21 protein-coding genes are annotated in these 26,879 nt (G+C 41.3%); 14 read left to right on the top strand and 7 right to left on the bottom strand.

Going from position 1 to position 26,879, the window contains the following annotated elements; genetic code table 11:
• Nucleotides 1–9 precede the first annotated feature (9 nt).
• Genes ACZ45G_RS16855 through ACZ45G_RS16845 form a run of 3 tightly spaced genes read left to right on the top strand, consistent with a single transcriptional unit; the run spans nt 10 to nt 3,567 of the window.
• Nucleotides 10–1,614, top strand: a complete 1,605-nt coding sequence (locus ACZ45G_RS16855) for a GumC family protein (protein WP_464171646.1) — start codon at nt 10–12, stop codon at nt 1,612–1,614.
• 24 nt (nt 1,615–1,638) lie between these two features.
• Nucleotides 1,639–2,421 carry an AAA family ATPase gene (locus ACZ45G_RS16850; RefSeq protein WP_464171645.1) on the top strand — a complete coding sequence of 261 codons (783 nt, stop codon included), beginning with the start codon at nt 1,639–1,641 and terminating at the stop codon, nt 2,419–2,421.
• 3 nt (nt 2,422–2,424) lie between these two features.
• Nucleotides 2,425–3,567 (top strand): ExeA family protein, encoded by a 1,143-nt coding sequence (locus ACZ45G_RS16845; RefSeq protein ID WP_464171644.1) that lies wholly within the window; start codon nt 2,425–2,427, stop codon nt 3,565–3,567.
• 126 nt (nt 3,568–3,693) lie between these two features.
• On the opposite strand, the gene ACZ45G_RS16840 is transcribed toward ACZ45G_RS16845, so the two are convergent.
• Nucleotides 3,694–4,347: a hypothetical protein gene (locus ACZ45G_RS16840; RefSeq protein ID WP_464171643.1), complete on the bottom strand. Its 654-nt coding sequence runs from the start codon at nt 4,345–4,347 to the stop codon at nt 3,694–3,696.
• A 970-nt stretch (nt 4,348–5,317) separates the two neighbouring features.
• Between ACZ45G_RS16840 and ACZ45G_RS16835 the strand changes: the two genes are divergently transcribed.
• The 4 genes from ACZ45G_RS16835 to ACZ45G_RS16820 all read left to right on the top strand — a co-directional run bounded on the left by ACZ45G_RS16835 (nt 5,318) and on the right by ACZ45G_RS16820 (nt 10,716).
• Entirely contained in the window at nt 5,318–6,100 is a 783-nt protein-coding gene (locus ACZ45G_RS16835) for a PEP-CTERM sorting domain-containing protein (protein WP_464171642.1), read from the top strand.
• A 101-nt stretch (nt 6,101–6,201) separates the two neighbouring features.
• A complete protein-coding gene (locus ACZ45G_RS16830) occupies nt 6,202–7,803 on the top strand; it encodes an FAD-binding oxidoreductase (protein ID WP_464171641.1) in 1,602 nt (533 codons plus the stop codon).
• Between the two features lie 108 nt (nt 7,804–7,911).
• Nucleotides 7,912–9,840 (top strand): patatin-like phospholipase family protein, encoded by a 1,929-nt coding sequence (locus ACZ45G_RS16825; RefSeq protein ID WP_464171640.1) that lies wholly within the window; start codon nt 7,912–7,914, stop codon nt 9,838–9,840.
• Nucleotides 9,841–9,888: 48 nt separating this feature from the next.
• A complete protein-coding gene (locus ACZ45G_RS16820; protein WP_464171639.1) occupies nt 9,889–10,716 on the top strand; it encodes an N-acyl amino acid synthase FeeM domain-containing protein in 828 nt (275 codons plus the stop codon).
• On the opposite strand, the gene ACZ45G_RS16815 is transcribed toward ACZ45G_RS16820, so the two are convergent.
• The 3 genes from ACZ45G_RS16815 to ACZ45G_RS16805 form a co-directional block, all read right to left on the bottom strand.
• Nucleotides 10,683–11,444: a PEP-CTERM/exosortase system-associated acyltransferase gene (locus ACZ45G_RS16815; protein ID WP_464171638.1), complete on the bottom strand. Its 762-nt coding sequence runs from the start codon at nt 11,442–11,444 to the stop codon at nt 10,683–10,685. The two genes, ACZ45G_RS16820 and ACZ45G_RS16815, sit on opposite strands and share 34 nt — an antisense overlap.
• A 132-nt stretch (nt 11,445–11,576) precedes the next feature.
• Nucleotides 11,577–12,803, bottom strand: a complete 1,227-nt coding sequence (locus ACZ45G_RS16810; RefSeq protein WP_464171637.1) for a fibronectin type III domain-containing protein — start codon at nt 12,801–12,803, stop codon at nt 11,577–11,579.
• A gap of 1,391 nt (nt 12,804–14,194) precedes the next feature.
• Complete coding sequence (locus ACZ45G_RS16805; RefSeq protein ID WP_464171636.1) at nt 14,195–14,854, bottom strand: VPLPA-CTERM sorting domain-containing protein; 660 nt, start codon at nt 14,852–14,854, stop codon at nt 14,195–14,197.
• 744 nt (nt 14,855–15,598) lie between these two features.
• Here ACZ45G_RS16805 and ACZ45G_RS16800 point away from each other — a divergent pair.
• Nucleotides 15,599–15,910, top strand: coding sequence for a PilZ domain-containing protein (locus tag ACZ45G_RS16800; protein WP_464171635.1), 312 nt, complete (start codon nt 15,599–15,601; stop codon nt 15,908–15,910).
• 16 nt (nt 15,911–15,926) lie between these two features.
• On the opposite strand, the gene ACZ45G_RS16795 is transcribed toward ACZ45G_RS16800, so the two are convergent.
• From ACZ45G_RS16795 to ACZ45G_RS16785, 3 genes are all read right to left on the bottom strand, one after another.
• Nucleotides 15,927–17,246, bottom strand: coding sequence for a sigma-54-dependent transcriptional regulator (locus ACZ45G_RS16795; protein ID WP_464171634.1), 1,320 nt, complete (start codon nt 17,244–17,246; stop codon nt 15,927–15,929).
• Between the two features lie 15 nt (nt 17,247–17,261).
• Nucleotides 17,262–19,721: an ATP-binding protein gene (locus tag ACZ45G_RS16790; protein ID WP_464171633.1), complete on the bottom strand. Its 2,460-nt coding sequence runs from the start codon at nt 19,719–19,721 to the stop codon at nt 17,262–17,264.
• A gap of 464 nt (nt 19,722–20,185) precedes the next feature.
• Nucleotides 20,186–21,154 (bottom strand): hypothetical protein, encoded by a 969-nt coding sequence (locus ACZ45G_RS16785; RefSeq protein WP_464171632.1) that lies wholly within the window; start codon nt 21,152–21,154, stop codon nt 20,186–20,188.
• Between the two features lie 764 nt (nt 21,155–21,918).
• Between ACZ45G_RS16785 and ACZ45G_RS16780 the strand changes: the two genes are divergently transcribed.
• The 6 genes from ACZ45G_RS16780 (at nt 21,919) to ACZ45G_RS16755 (ending at nt 26,879) form a co-directional block, all read left to right on the top strand.
• Nucleotides 21,919–22,215, top strand: coding sequence for a hypothetical protein (locus ACZ45G_RS16780; RefSeq protein WP_464171631.1), 297 nt, complete (start codon nt 21,919–21,921; stop codon nt 22,213–22,215).
• 88 nt (nt 22,216–22,303) lie between these two features.
• Nucleotides 22,304–23,869: an NHL repeat-containing protein gene (locus ACZ45G_RS16775; RefSeq protein ID WP_464171630.1), complete on the top strand. Its 1,566-nt coding sequence runs from the start codon at nt 22,304–22,306 to the stop codon at nt 23,867–23,869.
• A gap of 48 nt (nt 23,870–23,917) precedes the next feature.
• The gene (locus ACZ45G_RS16770) at nt 23,918–24,361 is read left to right on the top strand and encodes a hypothetical protein (protein WP_464171629.1); all 444 of its coding nucleotides are present in this window, start codon (nt 23,918–23,920) and stop codon (nt 24,359–24,361) included.
• Between the two features lie 102 nt (nt 24,362–24,463).
• Nucleotides 24,464–25,510, top strand: a complete 1,047-nt coding sequence (locus ACZ45G_RS16765; protein WP_464171628.1) for a rod shape-determining protein — start codon at nt 24,464–24,466, stop codon at nt 25,508–25,510.
• Between the two features lie 19 nt (nt 25,511–25,529).
• On the top strand, nt 25,530–26,327 hold the full coding sequence (gene mreC / locus ACZ45G_RS16760; RefSeq protein ID WP_464171627.1) for a rod shape-determining protein MreC: 798 nt from the start codon (nt 25,530–25,532) through the stop codon (nt 26,325–26,327).
• Between the two features lie 18 nt (nt 26,328–26,345).
• Complete coding sequence (locus ACZ45G_RS16755) at nt 26,346–26,879, top strand: hypothetical protein (protein ID WP_464171626.1); 534 nt, start codon at nt 26,346–26,348, stop codon at nt 26,877–26,879.

Here is a 26,879-nt window from a genome sequence, read left to right as displayed (position 1 = left end):
GGCGGATTTATGGAAGAAAATATTTTAACACCAACTGATTATTTTTCGATTTTGAGAAGACGGAAATGGGCGCTGCTGGTTCCTTTTCTGCTGATTGTCGCTGTGGCTGCTGCTGTTGCACTTTTGTTACCCTCTGTGTACATGTCCACTTCAACCATATTGATTGAACAAAGGGAAATCCCTGCTGAATATGTTACAACCAGCATGACGACCTATGCGGAACAGCGGATTCAGAGTATTAACCAGCGGGTTTTGACATCCTCAAAGCTTCTGGAATTGATTAATCAATTTGATCTTTATACAGAGTTAAAGAAAAAAAAGACCATTGATGAAGTCATTGCAGTGATGAGGGAAGATATCCTCCTTGAACCGGTGAATGTTGAGGTTGCCGACAGGAGGTCGGGCAGGACAGTCTCGGCGACCATTGCCTTTACACTTTCCTATGAAGGGGAAAATCCGCAAAAGGTTCAGCGGGTGGCCAACACCATCACCTCTCTTTTTCTCAAGGAAGATTTAAAGGTCAGAAAAGATCAGGCCTCCAGTACCTACACGTTTCTGAAGGAAGAAAAAGAAAGGGTCCAGAAGAATCTGGCGGATTATGAAAAGGGGATGGCCGTCTTTAAGGAGAAGAATGCCAACTCTTTGCCGGAAATGTTTCAGGTCAACATGCAGACCATGGACAGTATCCAGAGAAATATCGAGAACAAGAAAGAAATCCTTCGTTCCCTCAAAGAGAAGAAAGAAGAACTTGAAGAACAGCTGGCCAATACGCCGGTTGACCTGGAGTCCATGGGGCTTCAGCGGGAGATCAAGGATGAAGACGAATTGCGCCTGGAAAGGCTGAAAATGGAGCTGATCAATCTTAAAACTAAGTTTTCGGATCTCTACCCGGATGTAAAGAAACTCAACCAGGAGATCCAGGAGCTGAGTGTAAAAGTAGAACAGTCCAAGGCAGAAAAAGAAGAAGAAAAAAAGGCCAACGAAGATACGTCCAAAAATCCAGCATATGTAACCCTGTCCTCCCGTTTGGCCGGCATGAAATCCGATGTGGAATCGACCATGAACCATATGAAGGATTTGGAAAAAGAAGCCACTGTTTACAAGGAAAGGCTGGCTGCAACTCCCGGTGTTGAAGAAAAGTACAACAATCTTTTAACGGAAAAGCAGAGCCTGACAGCAAAATATAATGATCTCCAGGCCAAGATGATGGAAGCAAAGGTGGCCCAGGGACTGGAATCACAGCAGAAAGGGGAGCGCTTTACCCTGGTTGAATCTGCACGGCTTCCGGAAAGTCCGGAAAAGCCTAACCGTCTGGCTATCCTTTTAATCGGGATTGTCCTTGGTATAGGTGCCGGTGTCGGGTTTGCTTCGATTATGGAGTTTTCTGATACCTCTTTTCGGGATTCAGAAACCCTTATCCGGGCAACCGGTTTCCCTGTTCTCACGGAAGTGCCCATTATTATCACCCGGGAAGACCGGGTTAAAAACCGGGTAAAAAGACTGGTTATCATTCTTGTGATTCTGGGGAGCATTGGGGCTGCAGTCATTTTGTTTCATATATATGTCATGGATCTTGACGTGCTCTGGGCCAAACTGATGCGCAGATTTTCATAATAATTTACAGGAGTGGAAAAAATAATGAAATTAAGAAAAGCGCTTGATAAGGCCAGGGACAGCAGAGACATTGATTCCATCGACCTTCCCATGGAAAAAGCGTCTGTAAAAATGGAAAATCAATGGCAGGCGCCTGAATATTCAAACTCAATTCAGTTGCGCATAGATCCGAAGATCCTGGAAAGGAACCGGGTCGGCAGCATTGATTCGGATTCAAAAGAGATTGAACGGTATAAAATATTGCGGACCCGGATTCACCAGCAGGCAAAAAACCGGAAGATGAAAACCATCATGATCACCAGCCCCAACCGGCATGAGGGGAAAACGGTGACCACCATTAATATGGGGTTTGCCTTTGCCAGGGATTTAAAACAAACGGTTTTGATGGTGGATTGTGATTTTAAAGGACAGGACATCCACCGATACCTTGGAATTGAGAGCAAGTACAGCCTGATTGATTATTTCCTGGACAGCACGCCCCTCGAGGAATTGATTATCTGGCCCGGGATTGAAAAATTAACACTGATATCCGGGGACCGGACGGCTTTCGATTCTTCAGAGCTTCTTTCCTCTGAAATGATGGAAAATCTGGTCAAAGAAATGGGCGAAAGATATGAGGACCGTTATGTGTTCTTTGATGCCCCGCCTGTTTTGGAATGTGCAGAGGCCATCTCCATGGCACCTTTTATGGACGGGATCATCATGGTGATTGAAGCAGGACAAACATCAAGGAAAGATGTCCGTAAAGCGGTCTCACTCATCCCTCAGGATAAGTTTCTGGGGTTTGTTCTTAACAAACAGGGGTAGTTCATGTACACCAAACATTTTGGGTTTAAAGAGAAACCATTTAACCTGGTTCCAAACCCGTCCTATCTTTTTTTAAGCTCAAAACATGCCAATGCCTTAACCTTCCTTGAATACGGTTTAACCGAAAAGGTGGGTTTTGTAATGCTCACCGGTGAAATCGGCATTGGAAAGACCACATTGATCCGGCATCTGTTAAATCAAATTGAATCGGACATGGATGTGGCGGTTATATTTAACACCAACGTGCTTTCCAATGATCTGATTAATTTGATACTCAACGAATTTGAAATTGAGTACAAGGATGGTATCAGCAAAGCAAAGGCTTTGGATGCGCTGTATTCCTTTCTCATAGAAAAATTTTCCAGTGGCAGAAAAGTTTTGCTGATTATTGATGAAGCCCAGAACCTGTCCGATGAGGTTTTAGAAGAAATCCGCATGCTCTCAAACCTCCAGACCGATGAAGAAATGCTGTTGCAGATTATGATCGTCGGGCAGCCGGAACTCAGGAATAAAATAAGCGATCCCAGGCTTGAACAGTTTGCCCAGAGAATAGCGGTCAGCTATCATCTGTCGGCAATGACATTTGAGGAAACCGGGGAATATATCGCCCATCGAATTGAAAAAGCCGGCGGAAACCCGGATCTTTTTTCCGCAAATGCAGTTGAAAAGATATATGATGCATCCATGGGTATTCCCAGAACCATCAATCTTCTGTGCGATGCCTCTCTTGTGTATGGGTATGCCGATGAAAAGCAAAAGATAGATCCTGATACGGTGAAACAGGTCATTGAAGACAAGGGAGGCATAGGGGTTTTTACCCGAAAAAAACTTGATGGGCAGTCCTCGGCTAAGACCGATTCTTCCACAGACTTAGATCAGACCTCCCGGGAATTTCTGTTGGAAAAAATTGTCAGTATGGAAAATAATTTTGTACAGCTCAAGGAATTCTACCATAACCATATCAAGGAATCGGAATCACGGGCAGAATTTTGCAGAGATGAAATGGTCGCTGCGTTGAAAAACGCCTTGAAATTGGAAAGAGAGAAAAATCAAAAAATAGCCATTGAATACGGAAGAATTAAGGAACGGTATAATATGATTCTAAGTAGAATCCAAAAAAATAAAATGCAAAAAGAAAAAAGTTGATAGTCATATTTAAGGTTCATATTCAAGGGAATATTTTTGGATAAATAAATACGGATCATTTATCTATTATAAAAAAAAGTCTGGCAACCTTATGGTTGCCAGACTTTTTTTTTGTTGGTGTGTTCTTTATTTTTTTCTTCTCATCCTGCCTATGATTGCAAATAATCCAGAACCGAGAAGGAACAGACTTGAAGGGATCGGCACCTGGGTGACGCCGAGGCCGACAGTCAAAGTGGCCAAATCTTTTGTAATCCATGTATCGAAATCACTGCCAACAGCGAAAAGGCTGTTGATGATGGAAACTGCAACAACAGATGGCTGGTCGTCGAAAATGGAATTGGGTAGAATCGGTGTGATTGACCACTCGCTCCCACTGTTTGGGAGAAAAGTCTGGCTAACAAAGTTAACCGGGACGTTGTTTACCACAATTGAACCGGTTGCGATTGCTACACCGTCAGATGCCGCACCAGAACCTATCTCGGTGTAGTTAAGGGCGTTGATATAATATCCCGCCGGTGCCGTGATCATCAATGAGAGCGTGTCAAGTGCTTGTATGGTGCCAAAGGTTGCCGTGAAGTCATTGAGCCCGATGTTAAGTATGTTGCCATCGCTTGGGTCCACTAGTGTAGTTGCTGGATCAAACAGTGATGCATCTCTGTTACCATCCAGAATGTCTGAGAAACTAACTACGGCGGCCTGAGTGGTGGTGGCAATCCCGATAAAGGCGATCGCTGCTAACAAACTCAACACCCAACTTGAAATTTTTCTGCTTTTGTTCATTCTTTTCCTCCTGCGTTAAATTGACGATTAAAGACCTCTTGATTTCTATCGGTTTTTGCCGATATTTTTTGGACACTCAAAGTGTCCAATCAGCTTACAAACAACTTAAAAAAGATATAACCGACTGAATTTATATAGCTTGAGGATTTGCGAGGGTCCATTTTTCCAGCAAAACTGCTTAGAATATCTTCTATAAAGCATCTTACGAACTTGAGAGGCTACCGAGTAACCATGTCTGTATTGTATTAAGTAATTCAAGCAATTTTCATTCCATATTTTAATGGGGGAAGACCTGATCTTCCTAAGAAGCGACCTGCTGGCGTTATGAAGAAAATTTTTTTTTTGAGGAGCCATATTTTAAAGAAAAATATTATTCGAATATGAAAAAAAAGTCCTAAGGAATGTGTAATTAATGTAACTAATCGTATGTAAATTTTTTCCTATTGAGTTGTCCCCGTCCTGTTTCCTGATTTTAATCGCCTTATTATATATGGATACCGCGGTCTGGTTTTTCGTTTCAGACCAATAACGATCAGGTATAAAAAGAAATATTTTACATAAAAAGAAACATTTTTTTCTCAACAAAAGTGATGTGTGTAATATTCTTCTTAAGGAAAAACCCTTAATTTTTCGTAATTCGTAATGTGTATGATAAACTAATATAAAAAAATATCCTGAAATGTTAATATTTTAGGATATTTTTAGGGGGTGTTTCAACAGGGGCACTTCAATTTTTTGAAGATAATAGCGTAAACGGTATGAATTTTGCATTTAATTCTATATCCTTATACTTCCTATCTCTCTGATCAGATGAATTAACCTCTTACTAATTAGGAAGAAAAGGATATCAATGTATGTTCGCTATCTATAATTTGAAATTCAGCTAAACAAAGGGGGTGATTTTTCAAAATTTACCAAAAAGAAATCTTTAACCACGTATTCATAAATCAATAAAGGAGTAAAAGTAAAAATGATTAAAAAATTATTAGGTTTTTTGTTCAGTTCATTGTTAATAATAGGCATTACTCAATCAGCATATGCTGTCACTGCGTTTACAAATAATTGGCAGTTTGATATTGATGGCGCCACCGGAGCTGCCCCAGAGGTAATCCTCGAGGTTATGGATCTCATATCTCCAAATCTTGTTGACATCACAACCACCACCGGTGGCTTTAGTTTTGACAATGATGGTATATTTTATTCTCTCGGTCATGATGGCGCACTCTTTTCATACGGAAACGGTTCCACGTTAACAGGAGCATATAAATTTTTCGGAACAGGTGATCCCAGCAACGGTACTCTTACTTTTGATGGTGGGACTTTTGATATATTTGTTGATAGAGCTTTTGCTGCTACTTCTGGAGGAACAAAAATTGCCAGCTTTGACTTGGTGACAGGAAACGGCAGTATTGATACCTTGAATGTTCCCAATGGTGATTTTACTATTGAGTACGTGGCATCATACATTGAATCGGGTTACTTTTTCACGCCTAGTGGAACAGATATGGCCACATTGGCACTTTCAAATGTTACGGCTTTTACAACAACCAACGCCTCCGTAACAACCCTTCTGAATTCTGAAATTGAAGCCGCATTAATAGCAGCTAATGGTGGGGATTTGACGTCCGAGGATTTTTTCTTAAGCTCCGGCGGTCAGTTTCGCATTAACGCTGTTCCGGTACCTTCTGCATTAATTCTTCTCGGTTCTGGTCTTGTCGGCCTTGTCGGCATATCAAGAAGGAAAAAAAGCTAACTGGATTTTTTTAAAGGGGCAGCACCTATGTGCTGCCCCTTTATCTTTTTTTAGAGTGTCATTCGCCAAAATTCTGAATCTAACCCCATGGGCCACCAAAGATGAATATACTGCAACAATTTAAAGATGCTATAGGCAATGAATTCGTATTGGATGATGAGCAAACCATCCGGCATTATGCGAGAACCACATTGGCAAAAGGGACAACCCCAAAAGCCGTCGTCAAACCCGAAAACACAAAAGAAATCAAAGAAATTGTAAAAATTGCAAATGAATGCCAGATTGGGATTTATCCCGTCAGTAAAGGGAAAAACTGGGGCTATGGGTCTGCATGCGCTGTTCAGGACGGTCAGATAATCCTGGATCTTTCAAGAATGAACAGAATAATTCAAGTCAATGAACAGCTTGCTTATGCTGTTGTTGAGCCTGGTGTAACACAAATACAGCTTGTTGACTATCTTAGGGAAAACAATATGCCCCTATGGCTTGACTGTACGGGTTCAGGACCGGATGCCAGCATTTTAGGGAATACAATTGAACGTGGTTTTGGCCACACACCCTATGGCGACCATTTTATGCATTCATGCGGGATGGAAGTTATCCTCGGCGATGGCCGGGAACTTAAAACAGGGTTCGGGCATTATGAAAACTCAGAGGCAAAGCATGTTTTTAAGTATGGCATTGGTCCTTATCTGGATGGACTTTTTACCCAATCAAATTTTGGTATTGTAACAAAAATAGGGATCTGGCTTATGCCGGAACCTGAATGTTTCAATATGTTTTATTGCGCTGTTCCCAAAGATGACGACCTCTCAGCCGTTGTTGAAGCACTTAGACCTCTTAAATTAAATGGCCAGATTAAAAGCCTGATACATATTGGAAACGATTTGCGGGTTATTTCTTCATTTAAACAATACCCTTGGGAAAAGGCGAAAAACAAAACACCATTAAGCGATGATATGCGGGAATATTTTTGTAAACGGGGTGGCTTTGGGGCTTGGAATATAAGCGGTGCCATATACGGATCAAAAAATCAAGTTCGCATGAACAAGAAAGAATTGAAAAAAGCCTTGAAAAGCCTTGGCAAAATGCAGTTTATCGGCGATCGGACCCTGGGTATTTTAAGACGTTTTTCAACTATACTTGAACGATTTACACTATTGCCTGAATTAAATATCAAACTTAAATCCCTTGATAAAGTTTATGGATTGCTTAAGGGAAATCCGACAGATGCATTCTTGTTTGGAACCTTATGGCGCGTTAAAGGCCCTTTGCAAACAGATTCAATTGATCCCCTTGACCATAATGCAGGTTTGATGTGGGTATCACCGATCATGCCGATGACCGGGGCTGCGGCCCAAAATCTTATTCAACTGGTTAATCCTGTATTCAAACAATACGGCTTTGAACCTTTGATAACGGTTTCGCTGATTACTGAACGTGCAATGGTGAGCGTTATCACAATTTCTTATGATAGGGATAATTCTGATGAAATATGTAAAGCGCAGAGCTGCTATGATGATCTTTTCAAGCTCATCATGTCCCAAGGATATATGCCGTATCGGACCAATATCCATACAATGGAAAAGCTTTCTGAAAACTCTAAAGTCTTCTGGGATATAACAAAAGAGATGAAAACCGTATTTGACCCAAATGGTATTATTGCGCCTGGTCGTTATCAGCCCTTTGATAACAAACGCTAATCCCCACCATATTTGAAAAAAAGATGGAATCCATTTTGTGGAATACGCTATTGAAAAAAAGTTAAATAACTGTGCCGGTGAGCTGGTAAAACCAAGAGCGATAAACCAATGGATCTTGAAAATTTTATAGGAAAAGTTCCCCTGTTTTCGTCCATACCGACCACGCAGATTCGGGAAGTTGCAGCTTTTTTTCACATTGTCAGGTTTAAAAAGGATGATATCATCTTCAACCAGGGCGATCAAAGTGGGGCAATGTATATTATTCGCTCGGGTGTCGTGCGCATTTACGGGCAAAAACCGGACGGCTATCGCCTTGAGATCGAGCTGCAAAGAGGCGACTTTTTCGGTGAAATCGCCCTGATTTCGGATCTTCCAAGAACTGCCGGTGCTAAGGTCTCTCTCGATGCCGTTCTCTTTTGTCTGAAGAAAAAAGATTTTAAGGTTCTCTTGAATCAAAACAGGCATATGGGATTGTTTTTAAGCAGGCTTTATGCCAGGCGGCTTTCTTGCCGAACAGGTTCGGAGTCCGGGATGCCTAAGCAGACCTATTTTGCCGTGAGTTCCACGGAAAAAGGCCTCGGGCTTTCACATTTTCTTTATTCAATGTCCTACCATATCGCTACGGAATCCGATAAAAATGTTCTGGTCATTGAGCCCCATCTGAAATGTGAATATATCATGGAAAAGTTCAATCTGAACATAATCCCGTGTCCCGATGAGAGCCTTTTCCGGTTGCTCCCATCCCATTTGATTTTATCCGACGATATTAAATGGTTTCACCACCCCTCAGGCTTCCATGTCCTGTGGATGTCCAAAAGTTTCAAAGAAAGTCTTTGTAACTTTCTTCCCCGATTACTGGAAACATGCAAGCTTAATTATGACATGATTTTTTTCAGCCTGGCCGATCATTTCGGTGGGTTTGAGCAGCAGGCGGTGAGGCTTTGCGATAAAAATATGTTGGTCATTAACAACACCCCTGAAGCTTTTTTGAAGACAAGACAAAAACTGGAACAAATCGAAGAAATAGCGGGTATCGGACTTGAACGGGTCAGGGTTGGGGTCAGTCATCTTCTCGGTTCCATTGGCATCCCAAGAGAAACCCTGGGAAAGAAATTAAACCTTTGTGAAACCCCTCAAATATGGGTGGAAAAATCGGACAAAGCCATGAACGATAAAATAGACACTGAAAAGCGGTTTCCAGTGAAGGGTTCCAGAGCTATTGCCAGAGAACTTGCCGGTGTTCGTGTCGGACTCGCTTTAGGAGCCGGCGCTGCAAGGGGGTGGGCTCATATCGGTGTATTGAAAGTCCTGGCCGATGAGGGTATCCATATCGACATGATTGCCGGGACTAGTATGGGGGCGTTGGTCGGCGCCATTTTTGCCACCAGAGGCTGTGTCGATCATTTAATTTCACAGACAATCCAGAAGGTATCTACGCGGACCTTGGCACGAAGAAAAATTTTTGACTACACCTTTCCTCTTAGAGGATTTTTACGGGGAAAAAAGGTCATGAACCTTGTGGCTGCTGCGGTTGAAAACGCTGATTTTATGGACCTATCTATTCCGACCTACATTGTGGGTGTTGACATCTTAAAAGGGGAAGAAGTCCTTTTCGAAACGGGGGATGTGGCCAAAGCCGTGAGGTCATCTCTTTCCATACCGGGGATTTTTGCTCCCTTTAAGTATCGGGGTCGGTGGATGGTGGACGGCGGTCTGCTGAATCCGATTCCGATTAACATACTCGAACAAAAAGGCGCGGATAAAATTATTGCCGTTTGTGTGGAAAATCCGTATGTCGCTGTCCGGGAGGAAAGTCGTTCACCCAACATCCTGAAAACAATCTTACAAACCATTAATATTGTTCATGGGCGGGCCACCCCTAGGTTTGCCCTCAACTCCGATGTTGTCATTTACCCGGAAACCCGGGGATTTTCCTGGGATGATTTCCACAAAGGGGCTCTGTTAATGCAAAAAGGAGAAGATGCTTGTCGGAAAAAAATAAAAGAAATCAAGGCGGTTGTTAACCCTTTGTCCTGAGGATAGGACGATATTTTTATCGAAAAAATATAGGAAAATATTAGGTTTATGGCATTTATTAAAAGGCAATTGTTTAAAATGCTTCCGGGTATCGTCAGACAAAAAATTGTTAGATCAAAATTACCGGATTTTTGCCTTAACCTTGACAATATAATATTCAGGCCGGCTATCAGCATTGATGACCAAATAAAATGTTTTCATCTTCTCCATGATGTCTATGTCCATTCCGGGTATATCGACCCTTCTGAAACAGAACTTAGAATCGTTCCCCAACACGCAAATCCCAGATCAAAGATCTTTTTGGGGTGCCATAAAAATGAGGATTGCCAGAGTACACCGATTTATACCATAAGTCTTTTTCCGGACTTTTGTGGAGGGCTTCCCATGGATGCGGTATTTAAAAACCAATTGGATGATTTACGATCCCAGGGGAGATCAATTGGAGAAGTCGGATGTCTTGCATCAAACCCATCCTTCAGAAGAAAAAATATGAACATTCCCATGCTGGGTAACAGGATCATTCATCAATATGCAACACAATTCCTTGATCTTGATGATCTGGTCATAGCGGTTCATCCTAAACATAAATGGATTTATGAGGATCTCCTTTTATTTCAAAAAATAGGAGCAGTCTCGAAATATTCATATGTAAAAAATCATCCCGCAATTGCCCTGAGGCTTGATTTGAGAAGCATAGAAAAGAAATATAAAAAGGCGTATGGTGCAAAACCCATTGAAAAGGATTTACATCATTTCTTTTTTTCGGCAAATTCTGATTCCATTGATTTGTTCAGTGAGGATTTGGACAAATGTGGCGATCCACAGGAAACATATTCTTGGAATTACGCGTTATCCTCTTTAAAAAATACAGGGTGATATTTCTTTTCAAGTCCGGTGAGCATTACTTTGAGCATTTCCGGGTTGTTTTTTATCAGTGCCTTTTCTATTTTTTCCATAACGCCAAGATAGGGGGTTCTCCATCCATGATACCAGATCGGCTCCCCTATTTTTTGGAATGAAAATCCATATTTTTTCAAGGCGAAAAAAACCTTTTCTTCGGTGATCATATACCAGTGGGTAATTCCTCTTCTCCTGCTCTCATGGTACATGGCCTGGAATAAGCCCAGTACGATAATTGGATTTTTTCTCCCTTTCATATCGTCCGGGAGGGGCTCTGGGCTATCGGGCAGAACACCCCCTTCTTTTTTTGTAATATATGACTCCACACCATGGATACCATCTTCCTTACGGCGCCTAAGATCGCGGCTTACAGTTAGCCTGGAAATTTCAGCTATTTTTTTTCTGTCCGGCATTTTATCTGGAAAATTGGTTTCAACCGCATGCTCAATGGGGAAACCTTTTTCTGAATCCAATACAAGCCTTATGGTTCCAACAACAGAATTATTTTGATTCAAGCAGGCAAAATGAACGGAATCATCTTCGTATGGATCGGTTTCAAATCCATCCGGATGATCCTCTTTTTTTTCAAACGCGAACTCTTTTACATAAACATCATACCGCATCCTGAAGGTGTCTTTTTTTACTTCGTCATCCTCAACGGTGCCGAATCTGAATTTGCCATATTCTATTAGATTTTTTATCATGGAAACCGTCTGTATTCAGCTGGTTAAAAAAAATGTGCCTGCCACAACTATACAATAGGATATTCGCTTTTGCAATTATTCTTTTGATTTATTCATACAAATTCAGGTGTTTAACTGAGTGGAATGATAAAATCAATTTGTTTTGCCAAACTCCATTGCCAAAATAGATAAAGATAGATCTGGGTCACCCGCAAATTTCACCAAATCAGTACCGTCAACATCACCATCTTCATCAAGGTCGGCATAGAGCCTGGGGCTGGATTGTTTTCCGAACTCCCGGGCAAAACTGTGTAAAGAAAACAGGTTAGGATTACCCGCAAATTTCACCAAATCAGTACCGTCAACATCACCATCACCATCAAGGTCGGCATAGGGCCTGAGGCAGGATTGTTTTCCGAACTCCCGGGCAAAGTAGAGTAACCCAAACAGGTTACCATCATCCGCAAGTTTCACCAAATCAGTACCGTCAACATCACCATCACCATCTCCATCAAACTCTAAAAATATTTTTGTGGAGAAAATAGTATAATACTCATCCAGATTGTTTATACCATCCCTGTCTATATCCCCTTTCGCATCATTCACATGGGGGTTCAGGTTATAGAAAACTTCCCACCCGTCAATCATGCCGTCATCATCACTGTCATAATCAACAGGATTGGTTCCTATGGTGTACTCTAACAGATTATACAGGCCATCTGAATCTGAATCTGAAAAAGCGCTTCTGATCCCGTAATGGGATTCCCAGTCATCTGCCATGCTGTCATTGTCATCATCATTTAAAACAATTGAATCAGAAATCAATGCATGCCCTTTATTGTCTGTGATATCAGAGACCCTCATTGTGAGGATGGTATATTCAGGAATGTACTGCATAAATAGCCGGTATGTCCTGTCTGTCCGGACAATTTTATGTGCAGAATTAAAAAGGATTGTTGGGCTGAACTCATAGTTATCTTTGACATCCGCGCCCAGCATGTTGCTCTCGTTAAAGGTAATATCGATGATATTATTTCCATGATCAACAAAAGGATACGGGACGATATTCGGACTGTCCGTATAAGAAACAGGTGAGGACAAAGGCCCCTCCTGATTTGTTGTTGAATACGCATTGACGGCAAAAAAGTATGTCTGGGTTGGTACAAGACCCAATAGGTCCAGATTATATGCGGTTGCAGCTCCCACATTGACCACCTGGGAATAGTCACCGGATATGGTGCCATAGTGAACTTTATAACCGGCAATGACACAATTTTCAGTTGATTCGACATGATTCCAATGAAGCCGAGCGGCAAAGGAAGAGGGAATAAACAAAAAAAAGTATATTATAGCAATAAAGTTAAACCAATTTTTACTCATGTTTTTTTCGCTAAATAAAAATGTTTAATGTTCTGTGTACCCGGTTTTGTTTTAAAACCCCATTATGATTGCAAGAATCACACCATGCTTATCGCACCCTAATATCCTTATTTTATCATATTTTTAAGTATTTAGGGTGTTTTTTTTCCTATGAAATAAATGTAATATTGGTACAAGATTTTCATATAATTGAGAAATAATTTCTATAGGGAAGATATCGTTTGCTATAATAAATAGCCCAAAGCCCGGCTATATATATTTTTTTGTCGAGGAGCCGTTCTCCCCAGTTCTGGATGATCAGTTCTCTGTTCATTTTGGTGGTTGGAAAGTTTTTGTCCTCATTGTTGGAGTACAGTGTGATTTGGCTGGTACCTCTGTCGGCAGCTGTGAGGCCAATTGATTTGATTCTCAACCCCCGATGGAATTGAATCTCAACTCCGGCTTGGATTGGGGAGTTACAAAAAAATCATGTGGGCAGGCATTGTGACTTCACTGTGAAAAATTTAATCAAGCAACTTGATTGTGGATTTAATAAAGTTACTGCAAAAACATGCGAAAAAATCATTGCTAAAGTACGAAGCGTTGAGGATGACTTTTGGACAACTGATATAAAAATGGATGCTCAATAATCAAATATTTTAGTATCAATTCATGCGCCAAGAACTATAATCCTATTAAAGGGAAACTTTCTGGATAGATAAATGCGGCTCATTTATCTTTTATAAAAAAAGTCTGGCAACCTTATGGTTGCCAGACTTTTTTTTGATGCCGGCACAACTATTTAACCGGGTAGATTTTCGGTGTGACTTATTTATATGGTGATGTCTTCTTTAGTTTTTTCTTCTCATCCTGCATGTGATTGCAAATAATCCCTCGTTGTGGATTGAGAACCGCTGCTCAACCTCTGGTGTCAATACGGTCCATGATATTTATTCCCTGGTTGACATTGCCGCTGATTAAAACAGGTTCTTTCTGGCCGGATTGTTTAGATGCAGCCCAAGGCATAGGGGACACTGAGCATGGGCCGAAAGGTGAAGGACTCGACCTCACCCTGTGTGTCTTCCAGGATGGCAATCAAGGGGCCCCGTGCGAATAGGCAGCCCCAAAAGGTTTGCAGCGAAATGCTTACGAGCTCCTGTGTCACATTCCACTAACTCGACACTGACCTTAATTTTGTATTTTGATATTTTATATTTCTACAATCTACCCGCACAGGTCGAAAAAAGCGGGCAAAAGATAAACAGGCTTTTGTATTATTTGATTTCTTTTTGGATTGTTGTTTAAAGACCGTCGGTTGTTGTGCTTCCGACGGTCTTTATTTTTATCAATAAGAGATCTTTTTATTTACGATGCCTCTATTATTTTATGATAGAGGCAGACAAAAGAAAATATCAATCTTTTTTGCGTCTTAATCCCGCTAAACCAATGAGGCCGGAGCCAAGTAACCAGATCGCACCGGGAACAGGCGTGGGCACAACGTCACTTGAGTTAACAGTGTGTATGGCCATTCCAAATGCGGAAAAGTTTGCGCCCCATATGTATTCTTGACCAAACCTCAAAGAATGCTGCCTAGCCTTACCGTCATAGTAGTATGTAGATGTCCAGTAATTTGAAGCATCTGTAATATTTGTAAAACCTTTTATGTTTAGTTCATCTGCAGTGTATGCACCATTTATCCCAGAACCTCCTCCTAAGACAAAACCAAATTCATTGAACCAGAGGTCATCAAATTCTCGCGCATAGTCAGGATATTGCCATCCAACTGGCAGGCGCCATGAACTGTCTCCCCAATCAATATCATAACCATATGTTTTAACGGTTAAGGTTGTGTCCAGTGTAGCTGCCCAATTATTTTGAGCAGCCCAGTTTGTCCAGTTATTAGTGTAATCAAGCCACACTACCATGTTGCCGTTGTTGTCGTCATCTAAGATCAGGTTGTAGTCAGTGCCTCCATAAGTTGCAGCACCAATGGTTGTGAGCGATGCCTGGGCAAGACTGGTAAAGCCTAACAAAATAATCCCCGCACAGATTGCTGTTAATCTCTTTTTCATCTCTTTTTTCCTCCTGTTATCGTAGATTGTAGATCTTTGATTTCTATCTTCATCTTTTATGGTTTCACTTTAAAACGATTCATAGCTGATGTATTCGCAAAGTCTGTGCCAGAAAATTAATATCTTTCTAAAGCCTTTATTGTCAGGTGTGTTGAAGGATCAATCAAAATTGAATAATTATAATTGATCCTTTTGTGGCTGATAACGGCCACTTTGGCTGCATGATATCAACCACTTCGTTAAAATTCATATTTATTTTATGGGTTGTTGTTATCTAACCAACTGATAATAATCTATTTTTATTAAAAATTTTATCCTGGTACAGGTATTGCTATTCTTAATAACGCAGGTGAACAAGGAATAAAGTGTTTTTTATTCATCACTGAAAAAAATAATGATTATACAGATATTGTTGAATTTGCTATTGGTAATTCAGGTGCTACAGATGCATGGGTTAATTGGAGCGAATCAGGAACTGAAAATTTAATATTTGGAGCAGTAGCCAACAAAGATTTGGATGGTAACTGGGCAACATATGTTCCGGGCTTATTGGTCTTTTTGGATTAAAACGCAGAAAAAATCTCTAACTCGATAGTATAGGAATTTGCATTTAGCCGTTAGCCGTTAGCCATTAGGTTTTAGCTAGCAGCTAATGGTTAAAAGCCCGCGCGTTAGCGCGCTAATTTAATTGATATCGGTTTGTTCTGATGCCTGTATGATTATGCAGGCACCACTTAAAAAATTATGATAAATATGTTTAACGAACAACGACATCAGACCCGGCGATCTATAGAAATGCCGGTTACCTTTTTCTTAAAAGAGAAAGAAGGCAGTATATCTGATTATTTTTTTGGCTGGACCAAAGATGTCAGCCCCCAGGGTGCTTGTATTGATACTAGGTTTAATAACATCCCTGACATTGGCAGTCTGTTGACATTGCTTGTGGCACCTGAAAAACAAAACAGATTTTCAGATTCAGATGTTTCTGTTCCGATTAAAGGAAAAGTGGTCTGGAATAATAATGAAAAACAAAGTTTTGGTGTCAGGTTTATATGAGAAATATCAGCAATAATTATTTTTTAATGCCGTATTTTTGAAGCCGATATCGAAGGGCACTTCTGGTAATCCCCAGTTCTTTAGCAGCATTTGACTGATTCCAGCCACATTGTTCCAATGCTGCCAGCAACAGCGTCTGCTCCTGTGTTGCCATATCCAATCCATGATTTTTTGTGTTTTGTGGCAATGGGTGGATGCCTTTTCTCTTGACGATTTCAGGCAAATTATCCCGGGTGATGGTTTCTTTATCACAGGTGAGCACTGCTCGTTCTATAACATTTTTAAGTTCCCTTATATTGCCGGGCCAGGAATAACTTTCCAGTGCCTGCAGGGCATTATCAGTAATTTTTAGCACTGGTTTTTTAAATTCCAGACAGAATTTTTTTGTAAAAAACAAAGCAAGTTCACTGATATCTGTTGGCTTGTCCCTTAAGGCAGGCATATTCAAGCAGACTGTGTTCAAGCGATAATAGAGATCGGCCCTGAATTTGGATTCATTGACCATTGTTTCAAGGTTCAGATTTGTAGCGGACAGGATTTTAATGGAAACAGGTATTGCACTGCTTGCACCGATGGGGGTAATTGTTTTTTCTTCCACTGCATGTAATAATTTGGGCTGAAGCTCAATGGGAAGATCACCGATTTCATCTAAAAAAAGGATGCCTTTATCTGCCAGCATAAACGCCCCTTTACGATCTTGTAAAGCGCCTGTAAATGACCCTTTCTTATGGCCGAACAATTCACTTTCAATCAATTCTCTGGGAATAGCAGCACAGTTAACCTTAACAAAAGGGCAGTTTTTTCTTTCGGATGCTTTATGAATTGATCTGGCGGCTATTTCCTTGCCTGTTCCGGATTCTCCAATAATCAAAACCGAACTGTCAGTTGATGCGAATAGAAGGATATCTTTTTTGATTTGTTCCATCTTTTTAGAAGAACCAATAAGTTCTTCCAAAGACGCAGGCTCATTTTTGTTTACGGCAAGGGCCTGATCAATGATTTCCAGCAATTGTTTATGATCAACGGGTTTGGAAAGAAAATCAAACGCACCGGTTTTCATGGCAATTACAGCCGTTTCTACTGATCCAAACGCTGTCAGGATAATCAGCGGTATTTGAGAAAAGTTAAGCCTGCCGAAATTTAAGACTTCCATGCCGTCAACGGGCCGCATTTTTAAATCAGTCACAACAACTTCAGGGTTCCATTGAGTCCAGATATCGATCCCCTGCCGGCCATCATTGGCTGTTTTGACCTGGTATCCATTGTCGGTAAGAACCATCTCTAAAATTCTGAGAAGTCTTGTTTCATCTTCAATTATAAGGACTTTATGTTTCATTAAATATTCCAAAAATTATGCGGGGATGATTGATTCCTGTAAATAGGGTCTGTCAATAGTAGCCAATGGTTTTATCGGCAGTCTGATACAGGCGATAGTTCCGTTCTGGCCGCTTTGAGAATTGTTTTTTAAGGATATTTCACCATTGTGACCATTGATAATCTGTTTACAGACAGCAAGACCCAGTCCAAGACCTTGTTTTTTAGTTGTAAAAAAATTTTGAAACACTTTGTCAAGGTTATCATCAGGAATGCCTGGTCCATTATCAGCTATTTTGATTTGGATAAAATCATTATCCTGTTTGACTTTAACAGTGATTTGTCCTCCTTTATCCATCATTTCTTCGCTGTTTCGGATCAGATTAAGCAATACCTGGCTCAGTTGCTTGAAATCAGCATAAATGTGAGGTAATGGTTCCAAAATATCTATGTTGATTTCAACATCAGTCCTGTGATTGTCAGAACGCTGCCATTGATTCATCAATAGATGAATCTGGTTTAAAAGATCTGTTTTCTCAAATTCAGGGGCTTTCTGCCTTGCAAGCTTTAATATGCTGTTGATGGATAAATTTAGATGTTTTACTTCACTCTTAATATAATGAAGCATTTCCTGTGTAACTTTTTTAGATTGTTTGCCGTCTGAAAGATACTGGGCAGAACTGTGAATAATACCCAGAGGATTTTTCAATTCATGCGCCAGAACAGATGTCATTTCTCCGATGGCTGCCATTTTCTCCGATTGAACTTTTTGATCGAACATATTTTCAAGCTGCTTTTTGCTTTCAATTAAAGATTCATGATGGATGGCATTTTCCAGGGCAATAGCTGCCTGGTTGGCAAAGTTAGCCAGCAAATGAATGTCTTTTTCATTGAAGAGTCCACCACTATTTTTGGGGCCGATAAATAAGAGTGCGGAAAGTGATTGTGAGCCTTTTAGTGGAAGAACAAGGGGAAACCCGCTTTTTTGTATCTCTCTAAGTTCTTTTTCAAGTTTACTGTCAGAAATCACCTGATAAGTGGAAAAGTATTCCACGGAGTTATCCTCAAATAGTGTGACAAGTTGGCTTTTTGGCCAGGGGCTTGTACCAAACCGAAGATGTTCCGGGAAAAGCCGGGATCGTTTTTTTTCAAGGGTCATGATAGCCGCGGATCTGATATTAATTGCCCGGGGAAGTTCATCTATGACCATGCGGGTAAGATCAGGAAGATAAAGTTTTGCAGATATCATATTGCTGAACGCATGCATGATTTTTACAGAGATTGACTGATGTTTGAAAAATATTTTTTTAATTAGATGATCAAGCTTTAAAACCACCGGATGAAAGATAATATTTATAAAGATAAGAAAAATAAGAAACAATTCGGTGGATAGCACCTGTTCACCGAAAATCCATTTCTTAAGCCCTGCAAGAAACAGTGAATAGATGATTGCAAGAAAAACGATAATAGTAAAATAGGACAGGGTCCGACTGATAATCTGGTCGACATTAAGGAGTCTGTATCGAAGAATTCCTACAAGGTATGCCATGGGGAGGATAAAAAAAGCAAATACGGCAATTCGAAATGAAATAAGAGGGGTGTCAAATACAAGATTGGGAAGAAGGTATAAGAATAGATAGGGTGCAAACGTCAACCAATAAGCAATCAAAGGAAGTTTGATCTGGTTTTTTTCCTGTTGTGTCGATATTTTTTTGTAGTCAACAACATGTTTAACAAAAACACCAATGATAATAAAGGGCAGGTATAGGTTTCTCAACCGCTGGACCCAGCCCCAGAACTCCGGTGTCAGGCCTGTAGCATACAAAGAAACACCAATCGTCGTAATGACCGGCAAAAGATATATGCTGGCAGGAATCCACCATCGGTGCACAATCAGGTCTCTTGTATCCGGAAACCTGAGTGCAAAGTGAAGCCAGAGACCAAATGATACCCAGTTGGCAACAGCATTCAGTATGAAAGCCATTGAAAATGTTAACGGGGACAAAAAATCTATTGAAGATGGAATCGTTGCGGTTAAAGAGGTTGAAAGGCTGCATAGCATCATAAAAAAAAGAAAAACCTGGGGGCTTGGGGGTGCCCGGTAAAGTGCTATTGAACCCAGGGTAAGGAAGACAACAATTAACATCAGTCTGGGCCAGATCAGTTCAAACAAAGAAATCCACGTAAATGGAATTGTTTTTATAGTGATATCTATTTTTTTTGAATCCCTGAGTATGGTCATGGTTCCAGGTTTTTTTACAGAAGTATTGGTTAAAGAAAAACCAAGGATTTCATGATAAGAAAGGCCATGTGCTGAAATGATTATATCGTTTAGTTCAACCGGATTAATCTGGGTTATGATTTTTGAAATCAAAAGACCTTTTTGGGTTTTATCAATTTTAAACCCTGCATTTCCATGTAAGAATGCGGCATTGATAAAGAAAATTACTGCTATGATCGGAAGAGCAAAAAAAATGCTTAAAAATAACCTGCGCATATCAATTACCTTGCCGCTTTTGTTTCAGTACCTGTTGAAAATAAGTAAACACACATACATCTGGTTATCAAATTTGCTAAAAATGTCAAGAATTATATCTGGATATTTGCCATAAGTACTGCTGGGTATTGGTGCTCCCGTTAAATCCAGAGCATTCTGCCGCATTGACTGAATTGTTGGTCCCGATGGAGATGGCGTTCACCCAGTTTATTGCGGATTAAATGTTTATTTGCATGTCATTGCTGCTGATGAATATTTTCTGGATGACAGCGATTCGTATACGACACCAGAGAGAAAAAACAAAATAGGAAAATATTGTTATATATTTATGAAATAAATGAATAACTATGAAAAAATTTTACCTTGACCGAAGGATTAATATCGTATTTTCCAACTATTTTTAATGGACCGTGCAGTGTGTATTCCTGGTCGGAGCAAACAATGCCAAGTCAGCCCCGTCATAATCAATATAGGCTGCCAAAGCTTACGGCAAAATAGGTGAGGCAGACAAGTTCCAGGTCAGATGCCATCTGGGTAATGTCCGCTCCATCGATATCTCCATCATTATCAAAATCGACAATACAGTCATTAAGAATAAGCGCTCCAAGAATTTTACCGCTGATATCTATATTGGGGCTTTTAATAACAATATATCCATATCCGCCATTGCCGCCGTAAGGAGTCAGTGATCCATCATAACTGCGGACACCGCCTTTTCCACCGCTGCAGTTAAGCGTTCCTTCTGATTCAATCATGATTGAATCAGCTGCCAGACGAATCATGCCCCCGCTGCCGCCGCCGCCAGGACCGCCACGGATGCCGCAAAGTGCAGAGGTATAGCAGTTATTCCCGTTTGCGCCATTGGCAATAATATTTCCGTTGATATAGATGGTCCAGGGTGTAGAAAGAAAAACAGCACCGCCTCCGTCACCACCGGAGCATCCCTTTACGTAGGCACCGCCGCCGCCACCACCGCCGCCACTACCCCCATCAAAGAGATCTGTTAAATAGGGAACAGCCGGTGTAGGAGGTAAAATCTCACTCAGACAGCTATCTATTTTGGTAGAGGTGCCTAAGGTTGCATAACTTGCACCGCCGCCGGGGTGACGGGCAATCCCGCCATAGCCACCGCCTGGGCCAAATCCTGGTATTCCGATTGCACCTTCGGAGCCGCCCGGGCCACCTCCATAGCCGCCCGGGCCTGCAGCCCCCGCTATCCCGCCGCGAAGATCAAGGGTACCATCAATGATGATGTCACCTGTCGCCAGGAAATAGACAGGTACATTGTCAAAGGAGTTTATAAAACTCACTTTCACGCCCTCTGGGATTGTAATAGTTGTAAAATTAAAAATATTGCCTTCTGTCAGGTCAATGACTGTGCTTTGAAGAGGATGAAACGGTCCGTCGGATCCATCCGATCCATCCGATATCATGCTGGCGTTTCCTGTTTTGGGAAGAAATATACTCAGACAGGCAAATAGGAATAAACATATAGCACCAAGGACATTCTTCTTTGAAGGAGATATTTTCATTTTCATAGGCACCTCATTTTTATAAGAATAATAATATGTAACTTTGACATCGGCACTATGGACGGCTAAAAAATTTCGTATTGCTTTTTTATTCTCAGCCCAAATTACTTTGTGTCTTTACCGGGCAGAGGATACAAATTTTTAAATAAGAAAGTGTTGATCAGGTCAGATATCAGATTTGATACGAATGTATTTTACCGTGAGCCCAGTTCAAATTCAGATTGGAGAGCCGTTTTATTTTAAGCTTTAAATATATACAAATTGGTTTTGACCGGGTCAAGAAATTGTTTATATTATTCATCTCTTGACAAAAATATATTTCTTGTTTTATTAGAGGATGACTCGGTAACTGTAGAGATTCATTTTCTATTTCTCTTCTCTCTGATGGACCATACATATGAGCCTGCCTCCTGAATTCTATTTGTAGATTTTACAGCCATAGCTATTTTTATTGGCAGCAGCGGGGGAAATTGGCGTAACGCTGCTAACTGGGACCTTGATGTGATACCCCATAATGCAGGTAGTGTGAGGTTTAATGTCGTTATTCCGGCAGGTACAATTGTAAACTTTTATGTTGTTGGGAATACCCAGATAGATACTTTGGAACTGGGGATAACAGTTCCAGTGACGTCAGTTTGAACCTCAACTCGGGATGTAATTTTGAAGTGGTCAATGAAGTTTATATTTACGGCACTGTTAATGGGGATGATAGTCAATTTGCGGCCAACAATACATCCAATGCATTACAAGGTGATCGGGCGATGATTTATGGAGAGAACGGAGTCATTATTGAAATAGCTGGTGATACATATTCATCAAAAGGCATCTGGCAGTCTTGGGATGCGAATGGCGGCAGTTACGGGGATGGGGTCGCAAACATTAATGACAATTGTGCCTTGGCATATAATCCTTATCAGGAAGATAGAAACAATGACGGTGTTGATATCTTTGAATTTAGATAGATAGGGGACGCCATTGACTACGGCTCAACTGCATCCTTTACAGCAGCGTCATCCTTTAATTAATTTTAAGCAAATGAAGGAGACATCAATGAAGAATTCTTTATTTTTTTTAACAACGCTCATGGTCATTGTAATCTGTGGCATTTTTGTATCAGCAGCAAACTTTGCTTTAGCACTTCAAACCATACCGGTGATGGTGGATCATTTTGATGTCGGAGAGGCATCGACTGTACCCTCCGGTATTGTTTTTATCCCGTCGACAAGGGGAGTTGCTGTGGTAGATGCCACTGTGGACATGGTCTTTATTTTCGACGCAGATAGGAAGCTTCAGGGCCAATTTAATACCAGTGTTTTTGGGGCGAGTGCGCCTTCAGGCATTACTTTCATCCCCTCTCTCAATTATTTTGCCATTGTTGACTCCAGCGCAGATGAGGTTTTTATCGTTGATTTTACGGGGGGGCTTATTGATCAGTTTGATACCAGTTCTCTGGGATCCAACTATCCATTGGGTATAACCTATATCCCCTCTCGCAACTATTTTGCCATTGTTGACTCCAGCGCGGATGAGGTTTTTATCGTTGATTTTACTGGGGGTCTTGTGAGTCAGTTTGATATTGCCTCAAGGGAGGCAAAATCTCCTGCGGGGATAACCTATATTCCATCATCAGATAATTTTGCCATCGTTGATAGCGGTGTTGACGATGTGTTTATTGTGACTTACGCGGGGTTGCCTGTGGATCGTTTTGATCTGCCGGTGTCTGTCGCGCCTTGCGGATTGTCCTATGACGCCGGTACTGACAACTATATGGTGGCTGACAGCAGTGAGGATGAAGTTTTTTTACTTAACATAGAAGGTGTCCTGGCAAAACAATGGAGCACTGCTTTTTTTGGCGCTACTTCTCCTGTTGGAATATGTTTTATGCACCAGTCTGGGAATTATGCTGTTCTGGACAGTGTCGGCTTGGAGGTCTATATTACAGATGATGACGGAAACCTTGAAAATCAGTTTGATATTAGTTCCTTTGCAAAAACTCCCGGCGGTATCGCTTATCTTCCGGCACAAGACAATTTTGCCATTATAGATAATTATTATGACGAAATTTTTATCTGTGACCGTTCCGGGACACTCCTGTATCAGCTTAACACGGCCACTTTCGGGATCAATTCCCTGAATCCAACCGGCCTGGCGTATCAACCTGAAACAGGCAACTTTGTCATCATCGATTCTTCTCGAGACGCTGCTTTTACAATTGACCCGGTTCGTTCGAAAAAACTGCTGTCCCAGATTTCAACCGAACCCCTTGCTTCAAATTCACCCAAGGGTGTCGCCCTGTTGGGTGCTTCTAACGCCAGTCACCTCATCATCGTGGATGATTCTTTGGATGAAGCGTTCATCGTCAGCCGTAAAGGAATCCTGCAGGCAAGATTTGATACCTCATATTTTTCTGATGTTCCCAGCGATATTGCCTATGATGCCAACAACAATCATATTGCCATTGTGGATATCGCTGATGCTGAGGTTTCAATTCTTAACCTTCCCAGTTTAATTCCTCTGCAGACCGTTTTTCAAGGTGATTTTGATGATGACGGTGATATCGATGGAATAGACCTCGATATTTTTGCTTCGGAATTTGGAAAAATTATGAATCCATAAGGATGGGCGTTAAATAGTGGGGTTGCTTACCTGGCAGACCAGTGCCCCATGAAAACCAACGCCATTTTTGATTTGGCCAAGGGATCAGTGGAAAAAGAACCACTGAAAAAAGACCGCCTTGTTTCAACCCAGACCTGCCCCTGGCGCAGGCGAACCCTGACAGGTGAAGTGGATGATGACAAAGCCTGGGCTGCAGGTGGTATAGAGGGGCATGCAGGCCTTTTTGGGGATGCGCTTTCCATTCATACCCTGTTCTGTGAGATTCTCACAGCCGTTTGCCATGGATCCCCCCATGTGTTAGATCCGGATATCCTTGCAGCTTTTGTCCGGAAAGACAGGGGGCGGGATTACATGGCGGGTTTTGTCACTCCCGGGCCAATCAAAAAATTAAAATTTTTAGACCCTTGCTCCATGATGTGGTTTCCATGGCCCTTGGGTAAATTATTATGCTGTCAGATTTTTAGCCTTGTAATAGTCATCTATTTTTGTTAGCAAATACCTTTTAATAGTATATCTGCAATATTTGTGTTAGTATGATAGATTATTTTAGCACTGAAAAAAAACTGAAAAAATATATTTTTTAAAAGAGGTGAAATGAACTTTATAACGGATACTTTGCTGGGTGCCTTTTCCAATGATCTTGCCATTGATCTTGGAACTGCCAACACATTGGTTTATGTAAAAGGGAAAGGAATCGTATTAAGCGAACCTTCTGTAGTAGCTGTCAGAACCGATGGTCGGGCAAAGAATAAGGTGTTGGCCGTGGGAGTGGAAGCCAAGCGGATGCTCGGCAGGACTCCGGGAAATATTGTGGCCATTCGACCCATGAGAGATGGCGTGATTGCAGACTTTGAAGTCACGGAAGCCATGTTAAAACATTTTATCCGCAAAGTTCATAACAACCGAAAAACCCTTGTTCGGCCCAGAATTATTATTGCGGTTCCGTCTGGGATTACCCAGGTTGAAAAGCGGGCAGTCCGGGAATCAGCAGAATCTGCAGGGGCCAGGGAAGTCTTTCTCATAGAGGAACCCATGGCTGCCGCCATTGGTGCAGGATTGCCCATAACCGAGCCCACCTGTAATATGGTGGTTGATATTGGCGGAGGCACCACGGAAGTGGCGGTTATCTCCCTTGCCGGTGTTGTTTATACACAATCGCTCAGGGTTGCCGGGGATAAAATGGATGCCTCCATCAGTCAGCACATCAAGCGTAAGTACAATCTGCTCATTGGTGAGCGAACCGCAGAAATCATCAAAACCACCATCGGCAATGCCTACCCAACCCCTGAAAACCTTGAAACCATTGAGGTCAAAGGACGGGATCTGGTATCCGGTATTCCCAAAATTCTGGCCATTGATTCTGAAGAGGTAAGGGTTGCCATTTCTGAACAGATTGATGCCATTGTTGAAACTGTTCGGATTGCCCTGGAACAGACCCCTCCGGAACTGGCGGCTGATATTGTTGATTCAGGTATTGTTTTGACAGGCGGCGGAGCCCTCTTGAAAAATCTTGATAAATTGCTCAGGGAAAAGACGGGACTTCCCATCATTGTGACGGATGACCCATTATCCACAGTGGCCCTTGGCTGCGGGAAAGCCCTTGATTGTATTGATATCTTAAGAGAAGTGGTCATAAACTGATCAAATGTTTTCACGGAATATGTTAATTTTCATTGGCGTGGCATTGTTTGTTGCGATTAATTTTACTGTAATCACAATGACCAGTCGGCAATCTTTGCCGGTTAGCAGCGTTGAGAGAATCGCTATTTCCCTAACCTCGCCCTTCCAACTTTTGGTGACACGAACAATAGGTTTTACGGAATCCATCTGGAAAACCTATTTTATGGCGGTTTTGGCGGTTAAGGAAAATAGCGAACTCAAGGCCCAACTCTCCGAGGCCATGGAAATTAAAAATCGCTGTGAGGAAATGGAACAGGAAAATTCACGGTTGAAAAAATTTGTGAATTTTACAAGTTCTGTTCCAGATGTCTATGTAGCAGCCCAGGTAATTGCAAGGGATCCGTCTCCCTGGGTTAAGACCATTATAATTGACAAAGGAGATTCCGACGGTGTTATTAAAGGGTCTCCTGTTCTGGTTTCAGAAGGGATTGTGGGTCAGATTATTAAGGTAGCGAACGACTATTCCACGGTGCTGCTTATCACGGATCGCAATTCGGCGGTGGATGCCCTGGTTCAAAATACCCGGGTCAGAGGAATGGTCAAGGGAAATAATCAAGAAAGCTGTACCTTTGTTTATGCCTTGAGAAAAGATGAAATAAGGCCTGGTGAAATGATTGTGTCCTCGGGACTTGATCAGGTGTTTTCCAAGGGGTTGAAAATTGGCAGGATTCTGGATGTTAAAAATACACATTCCCAGTTGTTTCAGGATATTACCATAGAGACCAGTGTTGATTTTGATAAACTTGAAGATGTGCTGGTATTCATAAATGCAAGATAATTATTTAAAAATTTTCACATGATGAATGCAATTTTTTTTGTTGCTGTCACGATTTCTCTGATTATTTTTCAAACCATTATTTTTCCTTCTTTTTCATGGTTTCCCCAGTGTTTTGATTTGATGATAGTGAATATTATTTTTTTAAGCCTTATTTATTCCCATTATGGTGTAATTTTAACGATTATCCTTATCGGCTGTATCATGGACAGCCTTTCAGGGGTTGCATTTTTCCTTCATATTTTTTCTTATCTGTGGATTTATCTGATCGTACAATTGTTTAAACAATTTGTTTTTAAACGAAATTTTATATTTATCTTGAGTGTCAGTCTGGTTTCTATCCTCATCCAGCAGGGATTGATCTTGTTCTCAGTTTTCATTGAACAGGGCAGGGAGGGTGTTGGGCAGATGGATATTTTATTGATGGTCAAACAGTTGGTTTGGGGAGGGATATTGATCCCCCCCTGTGTCTGGTTGATCGCTGGATTCCGGCAATATTGGATGTATCTTTTAAAAATATTCAAAAATCAGTTTGCCCATAGATACAGGGATTGA

This window comes from Desulfoconvexum algidum (assembly GCF_055382125.1).
This window is presented reverse-complemented; position numbering and strand designations above follow the sequence as displayed.

Bases quoted from the DNA above. Each gene is read 5' to 3' on its own strand.
- ACZ45G_RS16855 (WP_464171646.1), top strand. From the start codon at position 10: ATGGAAGAAAATATTTTAACACCAACTGATTATTTTTCGATTTTGAGA.
- ACZ45G_RS16850 (WP_464171645.1), top strand. From the start codon at position 1,639: ATGAAATTAAGAAAAGCGCTTGATAAGGCCAGGGACAGCAGAGACATT.
- ACZ45G_RS16845 (WP_464171644.1), top strand. From the start codon at position 2,425: ATGTACACCAAACATTTTGGGTTTAAAGAGAAACCATTTAACCTGGTT.
- ACZ45G_RS16840 (WP_464171643.1), bottom strand. From the start codon at position 4,347: ATGAACAAAAGCAGAAAAATTTCAAGTTGGGTGTTGAGTTTGTTAGCA.
- ACZ45G_RS16835 (WP_464171642.1), top strand. From the start codon at position 5,318: ATGATTAAAAAATTATTAGGTTTTTTGTTCAGTTCATTGTTAATAATA.
- ACZ45G_RS16830 (WP_464171641.1), top strand. From the start codon at position 6,202: ATGAATATACTGCAACAATTTAAAGATGCTATAGGCAATGAATTCGTA.
- ACZ45G_RS16825 (WP_464171640.1), top strand. From the start codon at position 7,912: ATGGATCTTGAAAATTTTATAGGAAAAGTTCCCCTGTTTTCGTCCATA.
- ACZ45G_RS16820 (WP_464171639.1), top strand. From the start codon at position 9,889: ATGGCATTTATTAAAAGGCAATTGTTTAAAATGCTTCCGGGTATCGTC.
- ACZ45G_RS16815 (WP_464171638.1), bottom strand. From the start codon at position 11,444: ATGATAAAAAATCTAATAGAATATGGCAAATTCAGATTCGGCACCGTT.
- ACZ45G_RS16810 (WP_464171637.1), bottom strand. From the start codon at position 12,803: ATGAGTAAAAATTGGTTTAACTTTATTGCTATAATATACTTTTTTTTG.
- ACZ45G_RS16805 (WP_464171636.1), bottom strand. From the start codon at position 14,854: ATGAAAAAGAGATTAACAGCAATCTGTGCGGGGATTATTTTGTTAGGC.
- ACZ45G_RS16800 (WP_464171635.1), top strand. From the start codon at position 15,599: ATGATAAATATGTTTAACGAACAACGACATCAGACCCGGCGATCTATA.
- ACZ45G_RS16795 (WP_464171634.1), bottom strand. From the start codon at position 17,246: ATGAAACATAAAGTCCTTATAATTGAAGATGAAACAAGACTTCTCAGA.
- ACZ45G_RS16790 (WP_464171633.1), bottom strand. From the start codon at position 19,721: ATGCGCAGGTTATTTTTAAGCATTTTTTTTGCTCTTCCGATCATAGCA.
- ACZ45G_RS16785 (WP_464171632.1), bottom strand. From the start codon at position 21,154: ATGATATCGGATGGATCGGATGGATCCGACGGACCGTTTCATCCTCTT.
- ACZ45G_RS16775 (WP_464171630.1), top strand. From the start codon at position 22,304: ATGAAGAATTCTTTATTTTTTTTAACAACGCTCATGGTCATTGTAATC.
- ACZ45G_RS16770 (WP_464171629.1), top strand. From the start codon at position 23,918: ATGAAAACCAACGCCATTTTTGATTTGGCCAAGGGATCAGTGGAAAAA.
- ACZ45G_RS16765 (WP_464171628.1), top strand. From the start codon at position 24,464: ATGAACTTTATAACGGATACTTTGCTGGGTGCCTTTTCCAATGATCTT.
- mreC (WP_464171627.1), top strand. From the start codon at position 25,530: ATGTTAATTTTCATTGGCGTGGCATTGTTTGTTGCGATTAATTTTACT.
- ACZ45G_RS16755 (WP_464171626.1), top strand. From the start codon at position 26,346: ATGATGAATGCAATTTTTTTTGTTGCTGTCACGATTTCTCTGATTATT.